Here is a 20,644-nt window from a genome sequence, read left to right on the forward strand (position 1 = left end):
CGCAGCCCCCAGAGACCTAAACTCCGGGCCGGCGAGATCCACGCCCCACCGCCGCCGGGGGGCTGAGGCGCTAGTGTCGGTCGCACAAGGGACGTTACTGATCGGTAAGGGGAATCGGCCATGCAGCTCGGGATCAACCTCGGCTACTGGGGTGCCGGAATGGACGCGGACAATCTGGCCGTGGCGCAGGAGGCCGACCGGCTCGGATACGCCGTCTGCTGGGCCGCCGAGGCCTACGGGTCGGACGCGGCCACAGTGCTCACCTGGGTCGCCGCCCAGACCGAGCGTATCGACGTCGGCTCGGCCATCTTCCAGATTCCGGCCCGTCAGCCCGCGATGACCGCGATGACCGCCGCCACCCTCGACTCGCTCTCCGGCGGCCGCTTCCGGCTCGGTCTCGGCGTCTCCGGGCCGCAGGTCTCCGAGGGCTGGTACGGCGTCAAGTTCGACAAGCCGCTCTCCCGTACCCGCGAGTACGTGGAGATCGTACGCAAGGCGATGAGCCGTGAGCGGCTCTCCCACGACGGCGAGCACTGGACGCTGCCGCTGCCCGGCGGCCCGGGCAAGCCCATCAAGCTGACCGTGCACCCCGAGCGCGAGCACATCCCGCTCTACATCGCCGCCATCGGCCCCAAGAACCTCGAACAGACCGGTGAGATCGCCGACGGGGCGCTGCTCATCTTCCCGTCCGCCGCGCACATCGAGGACACCGCCATCCAGTACCTGCGCGCGGGGCGCGAGAAGGCCGGCAAGACCCTCGAAGGGTTCGACGTCTGCCCGACGCTGCCGATCGCCGTCGGCGACGACAAGGACGTGGCGTCGCTCGCCGACACCTTCCGGCCGTACACCGCCCTGTACGTGGGCGGCATGGGCAGCCGTAAGCAGAACTTCTACAACCAGCTCGCCCAGCGCATGGGGTACGAGAAGGAAGCCGCCGAGATCCAGGACAAGTACCTGTCCGGCGACAAGGAGGGCGCCGCGGCCGCCATTCCGCACGACCTGATCGACCAGACGACGCTGCTCGGCTCGGTGGACCGGATCGCCGACCGGATGCAGGCCTATGCGGCGGCCGGTGTCACCACGCTCACCCTCGCCCCGGCCGGCTTCACGCTCGACGAGCGCCTCGCCTCGCTCCGGGCCGGCACCGACGCCCTGGAGCGCGCCGGACTCGCGTAACCAGAAGCCAGAAAGTTCCGCGGCCGTGGTGGGGGCTCGGGGGTCTTCCCCGCCACGGCCGTCACGGAGCACAACGCGCCGCGGACCCGGCGGTTACGCCCTCCGCGCCCTCGGAGCCCTCGCACTTACGTCCCTGCACGCCCCTACTGGTCCTCCTTTTGGTGGAGTTGTCCGGCGCACCTGTTGCAGCGCCTCCGGCCCCGCATTTGACTCGGTATCTGACGCGTTCTTTGCGGAGCCCCGCAGATCTGCGAGAGGTGCCTTTCGATGCTTTCGGCCAGGAGTCTGTTCCAGGAGATCCTCGACAACGACGATTCCTTCCGCCTCTTCTGCTCCATCGCGGCCAGCGGGGAATCCCAGGGCGGCTGGGAGAACGCCCGTATCGCCGCGCTCGTCCCGGCGAGCGAACGCGCGCTCGCCCCCAGGATCACCCGTCACGGCGCGGACGAGGACAAGCACGGGCGGATCTTCAAGGCCCTCATGAAGAAGCGCGGCCTCCAGCCCGTCGACGTCCCGGCCGACACCGACTACACGATGCTTCTGGAACAGCGGGGCATCGGTCTCGCGCACGAGAAGCTCAAGAGCGACGAACCGCTGACCGTGCGGGACCTCGTCACCTACCTCGCCCACAGCCGCGTCACCGAGCAGCGTGCCTCCGAGGAGATGGACCTGCTCCGCAGGTACTTCGGAGACCATCCCGACCTCGGTCGCGCGGTGCGGATGATTTCCCGCGACGAGGACAACCACCTCGCCTACTGCCACGAGGAACTCCTGCGCTTCGCGGCGGCCGGTCACGGCCGCACGATCCAGCGGACACTGCGCGAGTGCGCGCTCGCCGAGATCCGCGTCTACCGGGACGTCAGCCTCGCGGTCATGTCCCACATGGGGCGCGTCCTGGGCTGGCCGCGTCCCAAGGCGGTGGTCCTGACGGCGGTCATCCGCGCGGTGTACGCCTACGAGCGAGCCGTCGGCTGGCGCCGCATGGTCTCCCTGCGGATGCCCGAGCGGCGCGACGCGCTGGGCGGCCCGGCGATCACGTCACCCGAGTACGCCTGAGGACGGAGCTGAAAACGGAGCTGAGGGCCGGAACTGAGGACCAAAGCTGCGGGTCGGACGAAACAGCGCTACAGCCAGCCCCGGCGTTTGAACATTCGGTAGAGCAGGACTTCCACCATGACCATCGCCACGATCAGCGCCGGGTACGACCACGCCCAGCGCAGTTCCGGCATGTGGTCGAAGTTCATGCCGTAGATCCCGGCGACCATCGTGGGGAACGCGGCCATGGCGGCGAACGCGGAGATCTTCCGCATGTCGTCGTTCTGCCGGACGCTCATCTGTGCGAGGTGGGCCGACAGTACGTCGGAGACCAGGCGGTCCAGGCCCTCCACGGACTCGTTCACGCGCGTGAGGTGGTCGCTGACGTCCCGGAAGAAGGGCTCGGCCTCCTCGTGGACGAAGGGCACGCGCGCGCCGAAGAGGCCAGTGCCCGAGAGCCTGCCGAGCGGTGCCGCCAGGGGGCCCGTGGCGCGCCGGAACTCCAGGATCTGGCGCTTGAAGGTGTAGATGCGGGACGCCGTGTGACGTGAGCCTCCGCCGGACGGCGAGAACACCTCCGCCTCCAGTTCCTCCAGGTCGGTGCCCAGCTCGTCCGCCACCTCCACGTAGTGGTCGACGACGGCGTCGGCGATCGTGTAGAGCACGGCTGTGGGGCCGTGCCGCAGCATCTCGGGCTCCGACTCCAGACGGTGCCGTACGGCCGCGAGGGGCGCCTCCTCGCCGTGTCGCACGGTCACCACGAAGGAGTCGCCGATGAAGACCATGATCTCGCCGGACGAGACGATGTCGGCCTTCGGTTCGTACCCGACCGGCTTGAGCACCATGAACAGCGAGTCGTCGTACACCTCCAGCTTCGGCCGCTGATGCGCGTTGAGGGCGTCCTCGACGGCCAGGGGGTGCAGTCCGAACTCCTCCGTGACCTGTTCGAACTCCTTCTCCGTGGGCTCGTGCAGCCCGATCCAGACGAACGCGTCCCCGACCCCGTCCGCGCGGCACTCGTCGAGGGCGTCGGAGAAGTCCGCGGGGCCGTCCGTGCGGCGTCCGTCGCGGTAGATGGCGCAGTCGACGATCACGGTGCGCATTCTCCCGCCACTCGGCCGAAAACGCACCCCGGCGTACCACCGGGGGCCGTACGCCTACCCTGGGCCGCATGCCCACGCTGATCCTCGTCCGGCACGGACGTTCCACCGCCAACACCTCTGGGGTGCTCGCCGGCCGCACGCCCGGAGTCGCCCTCGACGAGCGGGGCGCCGCACAGGCCGCCGCGCTGCCCGGGCGGCTCGCCGAGCTGCCGATCTCCGAGGTCGTCACCAGCCCGCTCCAGCGTTGCCAGGAGACGATCCGGCCACTTCTGGAAGCCAGGCCGGATCTGCGCGCGCACACCGAGGAGCGGATCTCGGAGTGCGACTACGGGGACTGGTCGGGGCGCAAGCTCGCCGAGCTGATGGACGAGCCCCTGATGCAGGTCGTCCAGGCCCACCCGTCTGCCGCGGCCTTCCCCGGCGGCGAGTCCATGCGGGCCATGCAGACGCGTGCGGCCGAAGCCGTACGCGAGTGGAACGCGCGCGTGGAGGCCGAGCACGGCGCCGACGCCGTCTACCTCATGTGCTCGCACGGCGACATCATCAAGTCCCTTGTCGCGGACGCACTCGGGCTCCATCTCGACCTCTTTCAGCGGGTGTCCGTCGATCCGTGTTCCATCACGGCGATCCGTTACACCCGTCTCAGGCCGTTTCTCGTCCGCCTCGGGGACACCGGTGATTTCGCCTCCCTGGCGCCGCGCGAGGAACCGCCGGGCGAGGACGCCGCAGTCGGGGGTGGTGCGGGCGCACCGTGATCGTCGGCAGCAGTAGGGTGAAGCGGTCGCGGCAGCGCCGCGGATGCCGATGCCAGCCGATCAGACGACTTTTCAACACGACGTTCAAACGCGACTTTTCAGCAGACGACAGACGAAAATCATTCGATTCAATGGAGACAGGACGTGTCCCGTCAGGTGTTCCTCTACGATCCCCCGGACCGCTTCGTGGCCGGTACGGTCGGACTGCCCGGGCGCCGTACGTTCTTCCTCCAGGCCACCGCCGGCCCCCGGGTGACCAGCGTGGCCCTGGAGAAGACCCAGGTCGCCGCGCTCGCCGAACGCATGGACGAACTGCTCGACGAGGTCGTACGCCGTAGCGGGGGCAACGCCCCTGTCCCGGCTGTGACCCCCGTCGAGGTGTCCGACACCCGCCCCCTCGACACCCCGGTCGAGGAGGAGTTCCGGGTCGGCACCATGGCGCTCGCCTGGGACGGCGACGAGCAGCGCATGATCGTCGAGGCGCAGGCCCTGGTGGAACTGGACGCCGACTCCGACGAGGACCTCGCCGAGGCCGAGGAGCGGCTCCTCCAGGACGAGGAGAACGGCCCCCCGATGCTGCGCGTCCGGCTCACCGGTGCACAGGCCCGCGCCTTCGCCAGGCGGGCCCTCGAAGTCGTCAACGCCGGCCGGCCGCCCTGCCCCCTGTGCAGCCTCCCGCTCGACCCGGAAGGACATGTATGTCCGCGCCAGAACGGATACCGCCGCGGAGCGTGACGGCCACCCGCACACCCGCCGAGCTGCTTGCCAAGGGCGAGCTGACCGTACGCGGGCGCATCCAGGAGGCGTCGAACGCCGCGCTGTACTGCACGGTCTCGTACGAGGGGCAGGAGGCCGCCTGCATCTACAAACCCGTGGCCGGTGAGCGGCCCCTGTGGGACTTCCCCGACGGCACCCTCGCCGAGCGCGAGGTGGCCGCCTACGAGGTCTCCGAAGCGACCGGCTGGGGGCTCGTACCGCCGACCGTGCTGCGCGAGGGGCCGTACGGCGAGGGGATGTGCCAGCTGTGGATCGACGCGGAGGCGGCCGACGGCGACGGGTTGCTCGCCCTGATCGACGGTGAGGAGCCCGGGCCCGGGTGGAAGGCGATCGCCTTCGCCGAGGTCGGCGAGGGCAAGACGGCGCTGCTCGTGCACGCCGACGACGAGCGGCTGCGGCGGCTCGCCGTACTCGACGCGGTGATCAACAACGCGGACCGCAAGGGCGGGCATCTGCTGCCGGGTGACAAGGGGCGGTTGTACGGGATCGACCACGGGGTCACCTTCAACGCCGAGAACAAGTTGCGGACATTGTTGTGGGGGTGGGCGGGGGAGCTGCTCCCCTCCGAGGCTGTGTCGGTCCTCACGTCCCTGCGGGACGGACTGGCGCCGGGCGCCCCGCTGAGCACCCGGCTGGAGGAACTGATCACAGCCGGCGAGGTGGCCGCGACGCGCGTACGTGTGGCCGCGTTGCTGGAGTCCGGAAAGCATCCGGAGCCCAGCGGGGAGTGGCCGTCGATTCCGTGGCCGCCTGTGTGAGGGTGCGCGCGGCTGTCGTGGGCGTTCCGTAGGCCCACTGCACGTGGGGAGGAATCTCACAAGACCCTCTTCCCGGCCATCTGGACCCGGTCCGGCTCGTATACGGAACATCCGTCCGGTTACGCTCATGACATGCATGCCTGGCCCGCTTCCGAAGTCCCCGCCCTGACTGGTCGGGGCCGCGACCTGAGGATCCACGACACCGCGACCGGTGCTCTGGTCACCCTCGACCCCGGTCCCGTCGCCCGTATCTACGTCTGCGGCATCACCCCGTACGACGCGACCCACATGGGTCATGCGGCGACCTACAACGCGTTCGACCTCGTCCAACGCGTGTGGCTCGACACCAAGCGGCAGGTTCACTACGTCCAGAACGTCACCGACGTCGACGACCCGCTGCTGGAGCGGGCCGTGCGCGACGGGATCGACTGGGCGGGGCTCGCCGAGAAGGAGACCGCTCTCTTCCGGGAGGACATGACCGCGCTGCGGATGCTCCCCCCGAAGCACTACATCGGCGCCGTCGAGGCGATACCCGGCATCGTTCCGCTCGTCGAGCGGCTGCGGGACGCGGGCGCCGCCTACGAGCTCGACGGGGACGTCTACTTCTCCGTCGAGGCCGACCCCGACTTCGGCAGGGTGTCCAACCTGGACACCGCCGCGATGCGGCTGCTGTCCGCCGAGCGCGGGGGCGACCCCGACCGGCCCGGCAAGAAGAACCCGCTCGACCCGATGCTGTGGATGGCCGCCCGGGAGGGCGAGCCGAGCTGGGACGGTGGTTCGCTGGGCCGCGGTCGCCCCGGGTGGCACATCGAGTGTGTCGCCATCGCCCTCGACCACCTCGGTATGGGCTTCGACGTGCAGGGCGGCGGCTCCGACCTGGCCTTCCCGCACCACGAGATGGGCGCCTCGCACGCCCAGGCGCTGACCGGCGAGTTCCCCATGGCCAAGGCGTACGTCCACGCCGGCATGGTCGCGCTCGACGGCGAGAAGATGTCCAAGTCCAAGGGCAACCTCGTCTTCGTGTCCGCGCTGCGCCGCGACGGGGTCGACCCGGCCGCCATACGGCTCGCCCTGCTCGCCCACCACTACCGGGCCGACTGGGAGTGGACCGACCAGGTGCTCGAGGACGCCGTGGCGCGGCTCGGGCGCTGGCGGGCCGCTGTGTCCCGGCCCGACGGGCCGTCCGCCGACGCGCTCGTCGAGGAGCTGCGCGAGGCTCTCTCGAACGATCTGGACGCCCCGGCCGCGCTGGCCGCGGTGGACCGCTGGGCGGCCCTCCAGGCGGAGCAGGGCGGCACGGACGAGGGTGCCCCCGGCGTCGCCTCCCGTGCCGTGGATGCCCTGCTGGGCGTGGCGCTGTAACGGAGACCGCGTACAGAGTGGGGCGCCGGGCGGGTTCAACCGCCCGGCGCCCCTGTGCGTGGGCCTGCGGCCCCAGGGAGGGGGGCGAAGTCGGTCGGGTGGGTCAGTGGTTCGTCCAGTGCGGGGCACCCCGCTCCCGTGGATGCGAGTCGTCCGTTGCTGTCGAGGTGCTGTCGAGTCTCCGGGGCAGGCTGTGGCGGGAGTCGACATGTGATGTGGTACCAGGGTCAGTTGACCCGCAGGACCGGCCAACTGCCGGTCCCTTCCTGGAAGGAAACCCCGTGGCACCCACACACGGTTCCTTCGCACGCCACGTCAGCCGCCGCGGACTCCTCGCGGCGGGCGCCGCCACCGTCTCCGCCGCCCTGGTCGCCTCACCGGCAGCCGCCTCTCCGAAGACCCTGCCGACCCTGATATCTCTGCCCAACGGATTCCGTCCGGAAGGCATAGCCACCGGCGCCGGTCCCTACGCCTATCTGGGTTCGCTCGGCGACGGCTCGATCTACCGCGCCGACCTGCGCACCGGCGCCGGCGAGATCATCTCGACCGGGCCCGGCACCCCGTCCGTCGGGCTCAAACTCGACGGCCAGGGACGCCTGTTCGTCGCAGCCCGCGCCGAGGGCGCCCGGGTCGTGGACACCCGCACCGGCGCCGTCCTCGCCTCGTACGCCCTCACCACGGCGACCCCCACCTTCGTCAACGACGTGTTCCTGACCCGGCGCGCGGCGATCTTCACCGACTCCTTCCAGCCGACCCTGTACGTCCTCCCGCTCGGCCGGGGCGGCGCACTGCCGGGCGCCGGTGACGTCGTACGGATCACCCTGAGCGGCGACTGGAACCAGGTGCCCGGCGAGGCCATCAACGCCAACGGCATCACCGCCACGCCCGACGGAAAGGCGCTGCTCGTCGTCCAGTCCGGGGTCGGCGGACTCCACCGGGTGGACCCGCGCACCGGGGTCACCAGGCTCGTCGGCCTCGGCGACGCGGCCCCGCTCACCAATGGCGACGGACTGCTGCTCGTCGGACGCACGCTGTACGTCGTACAGAACCAGCAGAACGCGATCGACGTGTTCACGCTCTCCCCGGACGGGAGCAGCGGGGTCTTCCAACGCCGCATCACCGACCCGGACTTCGATGTGCCGACCACGGTGGCCGCGTACCGGAACCGGCTGTATCTGCCCAACGCCCGGTTCTCCACCGCGCCGACGCCCGAGACGACGTACGCAGTGGTCGCCGTGGACCGCTGACAGACGTCGGGGCGTCCCGTACGGGGAAGGGCCGGTGCGCGTGGTGCGCACCGGCCCTTCCGCTGTACATGACGCTCACTCCTCCGGGGAGTCCTCGTCGTCCGTGCTCGGCAGCTGTGGTGGCTTCGGCGGCTGCGGTTTCGGGCGGCCGGACGGGTTGTCCCGGAGGTACGACGCGCTGTCCGTGCCGTCCGCGGTGGCGTGGCCGCCGGGGGCCGGGCCAGGGCCCGCCGGGCCGGTGCCGTCGCGGCGGCGCAGATAGCGTTCGAACTCGCGGGCGATCGCCTCGCCTGTCGCCTCGGGCAGCTCGGCGGTGTCCCGCGCCTCCTCCAGCGTCTGCACGTACTCGGCGACCTCGCTGTCCTCGGCGGCCAGCTGGTCCACGCCCACCTGCCAGGCACGCGCGTCCTCGGGCAGCTCGCCCAGCGGGATGCGGATGTCGATCAGGTCCTCCAGCCGGTTCAGGAGGGCCAGCGTCGCCTTCGGGTTGGGCGGCTGTGACACATAGTGCGGGACGGCCGCCCACAGTGACACCGCCGGTACGCCCGCGTGCGTGCACGCCTCCTGGAGGATGCCGACGATGCCCGTGGGGCCCTCGTACTTGGTTTCCTCCAGATCCATCCGCTGGGCCAGATCCGCGTCGGACGTGACCCCGCTGACCGGAACCGGACGGGTGTGCGGGGTGTCGCCGAGCAGGGCGCCCAGGACCACCACCAGCTCCACACCCAGCTCGTGCGCGAAGCCCAGCAGCTCGTTGCAGAACGAGCGCCAGCGCATCGACGGCTCGATGCCTCTGACCAGCACGAGGTCACGGGGCTTGTCGCCGCCGACCCTGACCACGGACAGCCTGGTCGTCGGCCAGGTGATCTTGCGTACGCCGCCGTCCAGCCACACGGTGGGGCGGTTTACCTGGAAGTCGTAGTAGTCCTCGGCGTCGAGCGCCGCGAACACCTCGCCCTTCCATTCCCTGTCCAGATGCGCGACTGCGCTGGAAGCGGCGTCGCCGGCGTCGTTCCAACCCTCGAACGCGGCCACCATGACTGGGTCGATCAGCTCGGGTACCCCCTCCAGCTCGATCACCCAGCGCCTCCTTCCGACGTGCCCTCGCTTGACCACCCAACCTTACGGCGTGCGGCGGGGGCGCCCGCAGCCCCCTTGCACGGGGGAGTGAACGGATCACTGCCCCGATAGAGACCCCGGAACACCACCGCCGGAGATACGGCTAGAGGGTCGACCTCAGCCACTGCTCCACGCTCGCGATATGCACCGTCGCCCACGACCGTGCCGCCTCCGCGTCCCGGTCGCGCAGGGCGCCCAGGATCGCCCGGTGCTCGTGCAGGGTGCGGCTGACCGCGTCCTCCTGGGTCAGACCGCGCCAGATCCGGGCCCGAGTGGTCGGCCCCGACAGACCGTCGAGGAGGGAACAGAGCACCGAGTTGCCGGAGCTCTGCACGATCCCCCGGTGGAACTCCAGGTCGGCGGCGACCAGTTCCTCCACCGACGGCTCCCCGCCCAGCCGCTCCAACTGGGCGAACAGCGCGTCCAGTTGCTGCTCGCTGATACGCGCCGCCGCCATCGCGGTGGCGGCCGGCTCCAGGATGCGGCGTACGGCCAGGAATTCCAGGACGGTGTCGTCGCGGTGGAAGTCGACGACGAAACTCATCGCTTCCAGCAGGAGCTGGGGGTCCAGGCTGGTGACGTAGGTGCCGTCGCCCTGCCGTACGTCGAGGATCCGGATGAGCGACAGGGCGCGCACCGCCTCGCGCAGTGAGTTGCGGGAGAGTCCGAGTTCGGCGGCCAGCTCGCTCTCCTTGGGCAGCCGGTCGCCGGGGCGCAGCGACCCGGAGACGATCATTCCCTTGATCTTTTCGATCGCCTCGTCGGTGACTGCCATGGCGGGCCTCCCTGGTGGTTCAGACATCCGATGTCTCAGGCCATTATGGGGGTTCAGTGGGCTGAACGGGGCACAAAATACGATGTCAGCCCGTACGAGGGTGCCCTATGGGTGGCCGGAACGATACCCGCGTGCTGCTGGTTCGGCAGCAAGTTCGGGTGGCGGCCCGGCAGTCCGTACGGATGTCGGGCCGGCCGCCCTCACAGGTGGGTCAGGCAAGTGCTTCCAGGTCCGCGAGCGCGGTGGCCTCGTCGAGGGTGGTGAGGGTCCGGTTCCGCATCAGTACCCTGCCGTCCACGACGGTGTCCCGGACGTCCGCCGAGTGCGCCGCGTACGCGAGCGTCGACCAGGCGTCGTGCCGGGGCCGCAGATGCGGGGCGCTGAGGTCGAGCACGATCAGGTCGGCCCGCTTGCCCACCTCCAGGGAGCCCAGCCGGTCGCCCAGGCCCAGCGCCTTCGCGCCCTCGACGGTCGCCATGCGTACGGCCTGTTCGGCGCCGACGGCCGTGGGGTCGCCGCCCGCCTTGTGCACGAGGGCCGCCTGCCGCACCGCCCCCAGCACGTCCAGCGTGTTGGAGCTGACGGCCCCGTCCGTGCCGAGCCCGACGGTCACACCGGCGCTGAGCAGCCGGGGAACGGGCGCGATACCGCAGCCGAGCTTCAGGTTCGAGACGGGACAGTGGGCGACGGACGTGCCGGTGCGGGCCAGCGCCGCGATCTCCGGGCCGGTCAGGTCCACGGCGTGGGCCAGCAGCAGGTCGGGGCCGAGCAGTCCGAGCGAGTCGAGGAGTTCCACGGGGCGCTTGCCGTACCGCACCTCGACGGTGGCGACCTCGGTCGCGTTCTCGGAGGCGTGGATGTGCAGCAGGGCGCCGAACTCTCTCGCCAGGGCAGCGATCTCGACGAGCTGCTCGGGGGAGAGGGTGTAGGTGGAGTGCGCGAAGAGGATCGGGCGGTGGCCGGGTCGGGGGGCACCGCGGGCGGCCAGGTCCTGCCGGGCCCATGCCAGCCGGTCCTCGTAGGCGATGCGGTCGGGCGGTTCCGGTACGTCCATGAAGGTGGGGCCGGTGTGCAGCCGCCAGCCCGTCTCGCGCGCCGCCTGTTCGGCCGCCTTGTGGAACCAGTACATGTCGAGCGCGGAGGTCACCCCGGACCGTACGCTCTCGGCGACCGCGACCCGGACCGCCGCCGCCACGTTCTGCGGCGACAGCAGCTGGGCCTCCCACTTCAGCACGCGCTCCAGGAAGCCCTGGAGGGTGACGTCGTCGGCCCGGCCGCGCAGGAGCGTCATCGCGAGATGCGTGTGCGTGTTGACCAGGCCGGGGAGGACCAGGCAGTTCGAGGCGTCAAGGGACTCGTCGGCTGTGAACCGGGTTGTCAGCTCCGCGGCCGGTCCGACGGCGACGATCTCGCCGTCCCGTACGGCAACCGCGCCGTCCGGTACGACGGTTCCGGCCTCGTCCACGGTGAGGACGTCACCGCCGTGCACCAGCAGGTCGATCCGCTCACTCGGCTGCCCGCTCATGCGAGGGGCTCCTCGTCCTCGGCGGCTTCGGCCTCCGCCAGCAGGCGCAGCGCCTCCAGCGACACGACAGCGCCGCGTTCGACGCCCTCGGCCACGATCTCCCGGTGCGGGTCGTAGCGACCTGTCGACAAGGGCGCGGTCTCGTCGACGAGTTCGTCGGCGTTCGCCCCGTCGATGACCACCACGCCGCCCGCGACCAGTCCGCGCAGCGAGGCCGTCACCAGGAGTGCGCTCAACTCCATCTCGATGGCGGCGAGTCCGGCGCCCTCGTAGGAGAAGAGGGGGAGCAGACCGGGCTGGAAGGCGGCCCGCGTCCACACGATGCCCCGGTGGTGCGGGGCGCCCGCGTCGCGCGCCGCCCGCTGGAGCGCGAGCACCGCCTCGGGGGCGGACACCGCCGGGTACTCCGGGGGCAGCAACTGCTGGGTGACACCGTCGTCCCGGACGGCCGCCTCCGCGATGACGAGGTCGCCGTCGCCGATCCCCGGCTTCATCGCACCGGCCGTACCGAACCGAAGGAAGATCCGCACACCGGCGTCGGCCAGCTCCTGGAACAGCAGAATGGCACCCGGGGCGCCCACCCCGTGCGAGGCGACCAGCACCGGCACGCCCTTCCAACTCCCCGTGAACACACGGTATTCACGGTGGTACGACACCTCCTGTGCGCCCTCCAGCTTGGCGCCGACGAGAGCGGCGCGCAGCGGGTCGCCGACGACCAGCGCGCGCGGCGGCAGCCCCGTGCGGGGTATTCGGGTGACGGGCAACAGGTCCTGCGTCATGAAACGGCTCCGGTGGAAGTGGACGTGGAAGGGGACGTGGAAGGAGTACGGCGACGGCGGCGGGCCGTCGTGAGGAAGAGGGCGCCGAGCGTGACGACGTACGGCGCGGCGTCGGTCGCCTGCTGCGGCAGACCGAGGCCCTGGAGACGGAAGCCGGCTGCCTCCGCGAGGCCGAACAGCAGTGCCGCCAGCAGTACGCCGAGCGGCAGCGCACGGCCGAGCATGACCGCGACGACAGCGATCCAGCCGCGTCCCGCCGTCATGTTCTCGGAGAACAACGTGACGTTGCCGAGGGCGAGTTGGGCCCCCGCGAGCCCGCACAGCACACCGGACACCAGCACCGCCCCGTACTGGTACCTGACCGGGCTCACGCCGAGCGTGGCCGCCGCGTCCGGTGCCTCGCCGACCCCGCGCAGCCTGAGCCCCCACACATGCCTGGACAGCACGAGCGCGGCCACACCGACCGCCGCCCACGCGAGATACGCGAGCGGCGAGAAGCCACCGGCCAACGGCAGCCCGGCCAGTGACGGATCGTCAAAAGTGCCCTGCACACCGAAGACGGTACGGAGGAGGAAGCTGGTCAGGCCAACTGCCAGGAGATTCAGGGCGATTCCCAGCACCACCGCGTCCCCGCGCAGGGTCACCGCACCCACGGCCAGGATCAGTGAGTACGCGGCGGAGGCGAGCGCCGCCGCCAGTACGCCGAGCCAGGGGCTGCCGGTGAACCAGCTCGTGGCCACGGCGGTGAAGCAGCCCATCAGCATCATGCCTTCGAGGCCGATGTTGAAGACACCCGCCCGTTCACAGATCGCCCCGCCGAGCGCGGCCAGCAGGATGGGCGTCAGCGCGCGCAGCGCCGACATGAGGAGATCGGAGTCGAAGAACATCAGACCAACTCCCCTTGCGGGCTTTGTGAGCCTTGCGAACCTTGCGGGACGGACTTGTCGTGGCGTTTGCGGGGGAAGCGCGGGAAGCGCAGTCGGGCCGCCAGGAACACGATCACGATCGCTTGGAGCACCTGGGTCAGCTCGCGCGGCACTTCGGTCGTCCGCTCCATCGACAGGCCGCCCACTTGCAGCATGGCGAAGAAGAAGGAGGCGAGGACCGTGCCGACAGGCGCGGCGGCCGCCAGCAGGGCCGCCGTCAGACCCGTCCAGGTGTAGCCGGACGCGGTGAGCGAGCCGTCGAGGAAACGGTAGGGGAAGCTCAACACGCCTATGGCGCCCACGAGTCCGGCCAGTGCGCCCGACATCGCCATCAGCCGCAGGGTCAAGCCTTTGCGCTCGACGCCCGCGTAGGCGGCGAAGCGGGCGCCCAGGCCGGTCATCCGCATCTCGTAGCCGAACGAGGTGCGCCGGTCGGTGAACCAGTACGCGGCGGCGGCCACGAGGACCAGCAGCAGCCCGACCGTCACGGTCGACGAACCGAACGTGGGCAGCGCGACCCCGGCCGGCAGCTGCCGGGTCTGGGGGAGGCTGGAGCCCGGTTCCTTGAGCGGGTAGCGGGCCAGGTAGGAGGCGAAGGACGCCGCCGGATAGCTGAGCAGCAGACTGCTGACCAGTAGCGGTACGCCGAACCGGTTCTCGCACAGGGCGGCCAGGGCCGCGTAACCGGCACCGGCCGCCATGCCCGCGAGCAACGCGAGGACGACGGTGAGCGGCGCGGGCAGCGGTGAGTACAGTCCCGTCACGGCCGCTGCCATCCCGCCGAGCACCAACTGGCCGTCCCCACCCAGGTTGATGAGCCCGGCGCGCAACGGCACGGCCAGCGCGAGGGCCAGGCCCAGCACACTCGTCAGGGTGGTCAGCGTCGACCCGATGCCGTCGGCGCCGAGCGAACCGCTGAGCACCGCGCCGTACGCGGCGACCGGATCGGCGCCGGTCCCGAGGAGGAACAGGGCGCCGATGGCGACCCCGGCGAGCACCGAGAAGGCGACGGGGGAGCGGAGAGCTTTCAGTATGTGGGCTATTGGTGATATTTGAGGTTTTTGTTCCATGTCAGTCTCCGACCTCCACCGGGACCGGGGGAGCCGAGCTGTCGGTGCCGCCGGCCATCGCGAGCCCGAGTGTCCGCTCGTCCGCCTCGGCCTTCGGGTACGACGCCGTCACGCGGCCCTCGTACATCACCAGGACCCGGTCCGCGAGCCCCCTGATCTCGCTCAGCTCGGCCGAGACGAGCAGGACGGCGTGGCCGGCGTCGCGGTAGGCGATCAGCTGGTCGTGGATGTTCTGGACGGCGCCGATGTCGACCCCGCGCGTGGGCTGCTCCACGAGCAACAGCGGGGCGCCGTGGGCGAGTTCACGCCCGATGAGCAGCTTCTGCAGGTTGCCGCCGGACAGCGAGGACGCTGGCACCTCCGGGGAGGCCGCCTTGATGCCGAAGCGTTCGATCAGGCGCCGCGCGTGACCTCGTACAGCGGCCGGGGGAAGCAGTCCGCGTGCGGACAGCGACGTACGGTGGTGGCCCATCGCCAGGTTGTCCGCCACCGACGCGGCCGGCGCCGTACCGACGGCGTGACGGTCCTCGGGGACGTACGCGAGGCCCTTGGCGCGGCGTTCGGTCGCAGAGGCGTGCGTGATGTCGTCGCCGAGCAGGGCGACCCGGCCCGAGGTGACCGGACGGAGTCCGGCCAGTGCCTCCACCAGCTCGCCCTGGCCGTTGCCCGCGACGCCCGCGATACCGACGATCTCCCCTGCCCGGACGGCGAGTTGGACGTCCCGTACGCCGTCCGTGGCGAGGCCGGTGACGTCCAGGATCACCTCGCCCGGGGTGCCCGGAGCGTGGACGCGGTCGAGTTCCACGGCGCGGCCGGTCATCGCGGCGGCGATCTCGGCGGCGGACGTCTCGGCGGTGACCAGCCGGGCGACGACTCGGCCGTCCCGCAGCACCGTGACGTTGTCGCTGCCTTCGAGGACCTCGCGCAGTTTGTGCGTGACCAGGATGACCGTACGACCCTGTGCGGCAAGGGACTTGAGGACTGCGAACAGGGCGTCCGCCTCGGCGGGCGTCAGGACGGCGGTCGGCTCGTCGAGAATGAGCGTCCGGGCTCCGCGATGCAGCAGCTTCAGGATTTCGACGCGCTGGCGCAACCCGACGGGCAGGTCACCGACCCGGGCGTCCGGATCGACCACGAGGCCGTGCTCCTCGGCCAGTTCACGCACTCGGCGGCGGGCCGCGCCCCGGTCCACCAGGCCGAAACGGCGCGGCTCGGCGGCGTACACCACGTTCTCGGCGACCGTCAGCGAGTCGAACAACTTGAAGCTCTGGTGGACCATGCCGAGCCCGGCGGCCATCGCGTCGCCGGGGTCGGAGAACGCGACCTCGCGGCCGTCGACCCGAACCGAACCGGCGTCCGGGCGCTCCATCCCGTACAGGACCGACATGAGCGTCGACTTGCCGGCGCCGTTCTCGCCCATCAGGGCGTGGATCTCGCCGCGCCGGACGGTCAGGTCGACGGCGTCATTGGCGAGCGTGCCGGGGAACCGCTTGGTGATTCCCCGGAGCTCGACGGCCGCCGCCTCTGCTTCAGCTGGCGGCGGCGGGGTCATCGACCGTCAGCTTCTCGGACACGATCTGGTCGCGCAGCGCCTCGACCTTCTTCAGGACCTCGGGGTGCTTCGCGATCACGCACTGGGACGAGTCGACGCCCTTCTCCAGTCCCGTGAGGCTGATGCCGCCCTCCTTCAGGCCGTACGACGTGGTCGTGCCCGTCTGACCGGCGAGGACCTGCTCGACGCCCTTCTCCACGGCGATGTCCGTGCGCTTGATCACATTGTCGACGACCGTCCCGGGCGCCGAGGGGCACTGGTTGACGTCGACGCCGTACGCGAACGCGCCCTTCGCCTTCGCCGCCTCGAACACGCCGTAGTTGCCGGCCGCGGCGGCCGCCATCAGCTGGTCGTAGCCCTTGGCGAGCAGGTCGTTCGCCTGCTCCTTGGCGCGCGCCGAGTCGTCGAACGGGGACTGGCCGCCGACGAAGCGGGTACCGGTCTGCGTCTTCGGCGCGACCTGCTGGGCACCGGCCGCGAACGGGTCGCTGAAGCGGCGGAACACGGGCGTGTCCAGCACGTCCACCGCGCCGACCTTGCCGCTCTTGCTCAGCAGCCCCGCCTCGGCGCCCGCGAGGAAGACGCCCTCGTGCTCGCGGAAGACCCCGCAGCTGACGTTGGCGAACGCCTTCGTCGTGCACGCGTCGATCATCAGGAACTGCTGCTTCGGGTGCGCCTCGGCCTGCTGCGCGACCAGGTCCGCGAACTCGAAGCCGACCAGCACGACGAGATCGGGCGCCGCGTCGACGGCGGCCTGCACGTTCTGCTGCTGGGAGGCGGTGTCGGTGGACTCGAACACCTTCTCGGTCCCGTTGTGTGCCTTAGCGGCGGCCTTGACGCCGGTCACCGCCAGCTTGAGGAACTCGTTCTGCCCGACGGCGTCCGGCGTGACGAGCGTGAACGACGCGCTGCCCGCACTGCTGTCGGAGGAGGCGTCGTCCTTCGCGGCGGCGTTGCAGGCGCTGACACCGGCGACGAGCAGCGCGGTCATGGCGGCGAGCGGGAGCGTACGACGGGATCTGCGAGTCATCGGGGGACCTTCCGGAGGCACGTACGGCACAGCCCGCGCTCTGCGCTGAGCACGAGAGGGGGCGAGAGAGGAGGAAGCGGGAGAGTGGGAAGGGCGGGACGGAACGGGGGACGCCGAGGGGGACGGGTCAGCGTCGACAGCCGTCGCTCGCACACCGGCCATGGTCGAGGAAGCGGCGCATGGTGAGCAGCACGCGTCCTCCTTCACATGGGCCCTACGGGTGCGGGTGCTGGACTCTAACACCGGACTTCGGCCACCGGCCCAGCTGTCTCGAACTGTGGTTCTCCGAGGTCATGTACGGTGTCGCGCACCGCCGGAACTTCAGGAGCGTCCCGCTATGCCCCAGGAACTGCGCGCCGTCGGCTGGACCGGAAACAGCCTCGCGCTCATCGACCAGACCCTGCTGCCGCACCGCAACGAGACCATGGATGTCCGCGATGTGGACACCCTGGTGGACGCGATCCAGCGGCTCGTCGTGCGCGGTGCCCCCGCGATCGGAGCGGCGGGCGGGTACGGGGTCGCGCTGGCTCTGCTCCAGGGCGAGCGTGAGGGCTGGACCCAGGAGCAGGTGCGCAAGGCGGTGGCCCGGATCCGCGAGGCGCGGCCTACCGCGGTCAACCTCATGGTGTGCGTGGACCGGGTCATGACCCGCTTCGAGGAAGGCCTGGACGCGGTGCTCGAAGAGGCCGCCGCCGTCCAGCGCGAGGACGTCGAGGGCAACCGGGCGATGGGCGCGCACGGCGCCGACTGGCTGATCGAGCGCGTCGCCGAGACCGTCGGCGACCGCCCGCTGCGCATCCTGACCCACTGCAACACCGGTGCGCTGGCAACGGCCGGATGGGGTACGGCACTTGGCGTCATCCGCGAACTGCACGCGCGCGGCCGGCTGGAGGTCGTCTACGCCGACGAGACCCGCCCGCTGCTCCAGGGCTCGCGCCTGACCGCCTGGGAGCTGGTCCAGGAGAGCATCCCGCACTACGTCCAGGCCGACGGGGCCGCGGCCGGCACGATCCTGCGCGGCGAGGTGGACGCGGCGATCGTCGGCGCGGACCGGATCGCCGCGAACGGTGACACCGCCAACAAGGTCGGCACGGTCGGGGTCGCGCTCGCCTGCGCGGACGCCGGCATCCCCTTCCTGGTGGCGGCACCCACGACCACGGTCGACCTGGCGACGGCCACGGGCGACGACATTCACATCGAACTCCGGGACGAGAGCGAGGTGTTGGAGTGGGCGGGCATACGGACGGCGCCCGCCGAGTCGCGCGGCCACAATCCCGCCTTCGACGTGACACCGGGGCGACTGGTGACCGGACTGGTCACGGAGCGGGGCGTGTTGGAGGTCTCGGCCGGTGAACTCCCGGGCGACCGCTTGAAGTAGCGAGTTCCCCGCGCCCCCGATAGGGGCGCGGGGAACTGCGCGACCAGCCCCCACCGGCCCGGGGTTTGACTACCGTCCGTCCCGCGGAGCGCTGAGCTCCAACTCCAGCAGCCACTCCACGACTTCGGTGTGGTGCCGCGCCTGACGGGGGTCGTCCCCCCACACGTACAGTCCGTGCCCCGCGACCACCACGGCCGGCATCCGAGGGTCGCGGGCCGCCTCCAGGCGGTCGCCGAGCACCTTCATGTCCTGGCTGTTGTTGATGACCGGCAGGGTCACCTCGACGTCGTGGGCGGGCTGGCCGACGCCCTTGAGCATCTCGATGTCCTTGAACACGATCCCGCCCGGCTCGCGCCGACCCATCGCCACGGACGCCACGGTGTGCACGTGCACCACCGCACCGGCCCCGGTCAGCGCGGCTACCCGGGCGTGCAGCTCGGCCTCGGCGGACGGCTTGCCGCCGTTCACCGCCGCGCCCTGCGCGTCCACCAACACCACGTCGGCAGGCGTCAGTTCACCCTTGTCGTGGCCGCTCGCGGTGACCGCGAGGAGCAGCGGATCGCGGGACAGCACCACGGACAGGTTCCCGGAGGTGCCCCGCATCCAGCCGAAGGAGGCGAAACGGGCGGACTCGGCGGCGAGTACCGCCCCCGCCTCCTCGAGGTCGAGCGTGCTGATGTCGGCGGTCACGTGGTGCTCCTAGTCGTGCTGATGCTGATCACGTCGAACGAGCCCGCCTGCGCGTGGTCCCCGACACCCTGCTCGTAGTACGGCTCCCCGGGCCGCCGGATCCCGACGGCCTGCCAGCCCGCGGCGCGCGCCGCGTCCAGCTCGCCCGGCCGGTCGGAGAGAAAGAGGAGACGGCGCGGGTCCGTGGTGCCGGTGGCCTCCGCGATACGGCGGTACGACTCCGGTTCCTGCTTGGGCCCCGCGTTCTCGGTGTCGTACAGGCCCGAGACGAGCGGCAGCAGGTCACCCTCCGGGGTGGACGCGAACCACGCGCGCTGCGCGGCGACCGACCCGGAGGAGTAGACGTACAACCGAAGCCCCGCCGCGTGCCAGGCGCGCAACGCGGGCAGGACATCGTCGTAGAAGTGCGAGACGAGGTCGCCGCGCGCGAAGCCCTCGGACCAGATGATGCCCTGGAGGGTCTTCAGGGGCGTCGCCTTGCGGTCCTCGTCGAGCCAGGCGTTGAGGGTCTTCTCGACGTGTACGGCGTCGGCGCCGGGCTCGTCGATCAGTTCGCGCACCTGCGCGACCGCCCGCGCCACCTCCGGATCACCGCTCCGCTCCGAGAGCAGTGCTCCGAACCGTGAGCGCGAGTACGGATACAGCACGTCGACGACGAAACCCGTGGCGCTCGTGGTGCCCTCGATATCGAGCACCACGGCGTCCACACCGTCTACGGCGTACGTGCCGGTCCCCTCGTCCCGCAGGGTCACGCGGCGGCCTTGTCCTGCTGGAACCCGGCGTCGATCGTGTCGTAGTCCGGGAAGCGGGAGGCGATGGTCGAGCCGGTGAAGTTACCGATCCAGCCGTCCTCCTCGTGGAAGAAGCGGATCGCGGTGAAGGCGGGGCTGGTTCCCATGTCGAACCAGTGCGTGGTGCCGCGCGGCACGCCCAGCAGGTCGCCCTTCTCGCAGTACACGGCGTGCACCTCGCCGCCCACGTGGAGATAGAAGATGCCGGAGCCGGAGACGAAGAAGCGGACCTCGTCATCGTCGTCGTGCGTGTGCTCCTGGAGGAACTTCGCGCGGGCCGCCTTCGCCTTCGCGGGGAACTCAGGGTCGTCGCTGGGGTGCAGACCGAGGACATCGACCGTGGTGAAGCCCTCCTCGGCGTTCAGCTTGTCGATCTCCGGGCCGTACGCGGCGAACACGGTGTCGCTGTCGGCGTCCGCGGGGACGTTCTCGCGGATCGGCCACTGCTCGTAGCGCACCCCGATCGGGGCCAGCGCGGCGGCGATCTCGGCCGGGTCGGAGGTACGGCGCACGACGGTCTCCGGGCCGGACTCGGGCCAGGTCGTCAGCAGGGTCATGAGAGCAACTCCAGATGGCTGGAAGGGAAGAGGGGAAAGGGAAATACGGGCGGAACGAAGGCGAGGGGGCAGGGACAGGAGAAGGCGACGGGCCGGTCGTCAGTCGCGACAGCCGCGACACAGCGCGTCGGTACAGCGTCGTACCGCTGTCGCGCAGGGTGTCGTCATCATCGAAAAGCCTCACTGTCCCGGGTCGGGTGCCGGTTCCGTGATGGTAACTCCCGGCGGCGGGTCGGCAG

The 20,644-nt window shown here is 70.8% G+C and carries 20 protein-coding genes; 8 read left to right on the top strand and 12 right to left on the bottom strand.

From position 1 onward, the window contains the following. Positions 1–120 precede the first annotated feature (120 nt). A complete protein-coding gene (locus OG734_RS39275; RefSeq protein ID WP_330292171.1) occupies positions 121–1,176 on the top strand; it encodes an LLM class F420-dependent oxidoreductase in 1,056 nt (351 codons plus the stop codon). A 267-nt stretch (positions 1,177–1,443) separates the two neighbouring features. Beyond that, positions 1,444–2,232: a ferritin-like domain-containing protein gene (locus OG734_RS39280; RefSeq protein WP_330292172.1), complete on the top strand. Its 789-nt coding sequence runs from the start codon at positions 1,444–1,446 to the stop codon at positions 2,230–2,232. Between the two features lie 68 nt (positions 2,233–2,300). Here the strand turns inward: OG734_RS39280 and corA are convergent, their stop codons facing one another. Continuing rightward, positions 2,301–3,305 (bottom strand): magnesium/cobalt transporter CorA, encoded by a 1,005-nt coding sequence (gene corA / locus OG734_RS39285; protein ID WP_330293950.1) that lies wholly within the window; start codon positions 3,303–3,305, stop codon positions 2,301–2,303. 77 nt (positions 3,306–3,382) lie between these two features. Here corA and OG734_RS39290 point away from each other — a divergent pair, with 77 nt between their 5' ends. From OG734_RS39290 to OG734_RS39310, 5 genes are all read left to right on the top strand, one after another. Next, entirely contained in the window at positions 3,383–4,069 is a 687-nt protein-coding gene (locus OG734_RS39290; RefSeq protein ID WP_330292173.1) for a histidine phosphatase family protein, read from the top strand. Between the two features lie 144 nt (positions 4,070–4,213). Continuing rightward, a complete protein-coding gene (locus OG734_RS39295) occupies positions 4,214–4,804 on the top strand; it encodes a DUF3090 domain-containing protein (RefSeq protein ID WP_330292174.1) in 591 nt (196 codons plus the stop codon). Further along, positions 4,768–5,604: an SCO1664 family protein gene (locus tag OG734_RS39300; protein WP_330292175.1), complete on the top strand. Its 837-nt coding sequence runs from the start codon at positions 4,768–4,770 to the stop codon at positions 5,602–5,604. Before OG734_RS39295 ends, OG734_RS39300 begins: the two co-directional genes overlap by 37 nt. Before the next feature lie 132 nt (positions 5,605–5,736). Beyond that, a complete protein-coding gene (mshC, locus tag OG734_RS39305; protein WP_330292176.1) occupies positions 5,737–6,966 on the top strand; it encodes a cysteine--1-D-myo-inosityl 2-amino-2-deoxy-alpha-D-glucopyranoside ligase in 1,230 nt (409 codons plus the stop codon). A gap of 281 nt (positions 6,967–7,247) precedes the next feature. Next, positions 7,248–8,213 (top strand): SMP-30/gluconolactonase/LRE family protein, encoded by a 966-nt coding sequence (locus tag OG734_RS39310; RefSeq protein WP_330292177.1) that lies wholly within the window; start codon positions 7,248–7,250, stop codon positions 8,211–8,213. 75 nt (positions 8,214–8,288) lie between these two features. Here OG734_RS39310 and OG734_RS39315 read toward each other — a convergent pair whose 3' ends face one another. The 8 genes from OG734_RS39315 to OG734_RS39350 form a co-directional block, all read right to left on the bottom strand. Then, positions 8,289–9,293, bottom strand: a complete 1,005-nt coding sequence (locus OG734_RS39315) for a PAC2 family protein (protein WP_330292178.1) — start codon at positions 9,291–9,293, stop codon at positions 8,289–8,291. Between the two features lie 142 nt (positions 9,294–9,435). Beyond that, complete coding sequence (locus OG734_RS39320; protein WP_330292179.1) at positions 9,436–10,107, bottom strand: FadR/GntR family transcriptional regulator; 672 nt, start codon at positions 10,105–10,107, stop codon at positions 9,436–9,438. A 211-nt stretch (positions 10,108–10,318) separates the two neighbouring features. Continuing rightward, entirely contained in the window at positions 10,319–11,632 is a 1,314-nt protein-coding gene (locus OG734_RS39325; protein ID WP_330292180.1) for an amidohydrolase, read from the bottom strand. Further along, positions 11,629–12,411, bottom strand: coding sequence for a nucleoside phosphorylase (locus OG734_RS39330; RefSeq protein WP_330292181.1), 783 nt, complete (start codon positions 12,409–12,411; stop codon positions 11,629–11,631). The genes OG734_RS39325 and OG734_RS39330 overlap by 4 nt, the downstream gene beginning before the upstream one ends. Further along, positions 12,408–13,298 carry an ABC transporter permease gene (locus OG734_RS39335; RefSeq protein WP_330292182.1) on the bottom strand — a complete coding sequence of 297 codons (891 nt, stop codon included), beginning with the start codon at positions 13,296–13,298 and terminating at the stop codon, positions 12,408–12,410. The genes OG734_RS39330 and OG734_RS39335 overlap by 4 nt, the downstream gene beginning before the upstream one ends. Beyond that, positions 13,298–14,407: an ABC transporter permease gene (locus tag OG734_RS39340; protein ID WP_330292183.1), complete on the bottom strand. Its 1,110-nt coding sequence runs from the start codon at positions 14,405–14,407 to the stop codon at positions 13,298–13,300. The genes OG734_RS39335 and OG734_RS39340 overlap by 1 nt, the downstream gene beginning before the upstream one ends. A gap of 1 nt (position 14,408) precedes the next feature. Then, entirely contained in the window at positions 14,409–15,959 is a 1,551-nt protein-coding gene (locus tag OG734_RS39345) for an ABC transporter ATP-binding protein (RefSeq protein WP_330292184.1), read from the bottom strand. Further along, on the bottom strand, positions 15,937–16,989 hold the full coding sequence (locus OG734_RS39350) for a BMP family ABC transporter substrate-binding protein (RefSeq protein WP_330292185.1): 1,053 nt from the start codon (positions 16,987–16,989) through the stop codon (positions 15,937–15,939). Before OG734_RS39350 ends, OG734_RS39345 begins: the two co-directional genes overlap by 23 nt. Positions 16,990–17,326: 337 nt before the next feature. Here OG734_RS39350 and mtnA point away from each other — a divergent pair, with 337 nt between their 5' ends. After that, positions 17,327–18,367, top strand: coding sequence for an S-methyl-5-thioribose-1-phosphate isomerase (gene mtnA, locus OG734_RS39355; protein ID WP_330292186.1), 1,041 nt, complete (start codon positions 17,327–17,329; stop codon positions 18,365–18,367). Between the two features lie 69 nt (positions 18,368–18,436). Here mtnA and mtnB read toward each other — a convergent pair whose 3' ends face one another. Genes mtnB through OG734_RS39370 form a run of 3 tightly spaced genes read right to left on the bottom strand, consistent with a single transcriptional unit; the run spans position 18,437 to position 20,405 of the window. After that, the gene (gene mtnB / locus OG734_RS39360; RefSeq protein ID WP_330292187.1) at positions 18,437–19,057 is read right to left on the bottom strand and encodes a methylthioribulose 1-phosphate dehydratase; all 621 of its coding nucleotides are present in this window, start codon (positions 19,055–19,057) and stop codon (positions 18,437–18,439) included. Continuing rightward, positions 19,054–19,809: an acireductone synthase gene (gene mtnC / locus OG734_RS39365; protein WP_330292188.1), complete on the bottom strand. Its 756-nt coding sequence runs from the start codon at positions 19,807–19,809 to the stop codon at positions 19,054–19,056. The genes mtnB and mtnC overlap by 4 nt, the downstream gene beginning before the upstream one ends. Beyond that, positions 19,806–20,405, bottom strand: a complete 600-nt coding sequence (locus OG734_RS39370; protein WP_330292189.1) for a 1,2-dihydroxy-3-keto-5-methylthiopentene dioxygenase — start codon at positions 20,403–20,405, stop codon at positions 19,806–19,808. Before OG734_RS39370 ends, mtnC begins: the two co-directional genes overlap by 4 nt. Positions 20,406–20,644: the final 239 nt, after the last annotated feature.

Source organism: Streptomyces sp. NBC_00576 (assembly GCF_036345175.1).
Classification (GTDB): domain Bacteria; phylum Actinomycetota; class Actinomycetes; order Streptomycetales; family Streptomycetaceae; genus Streptomyces.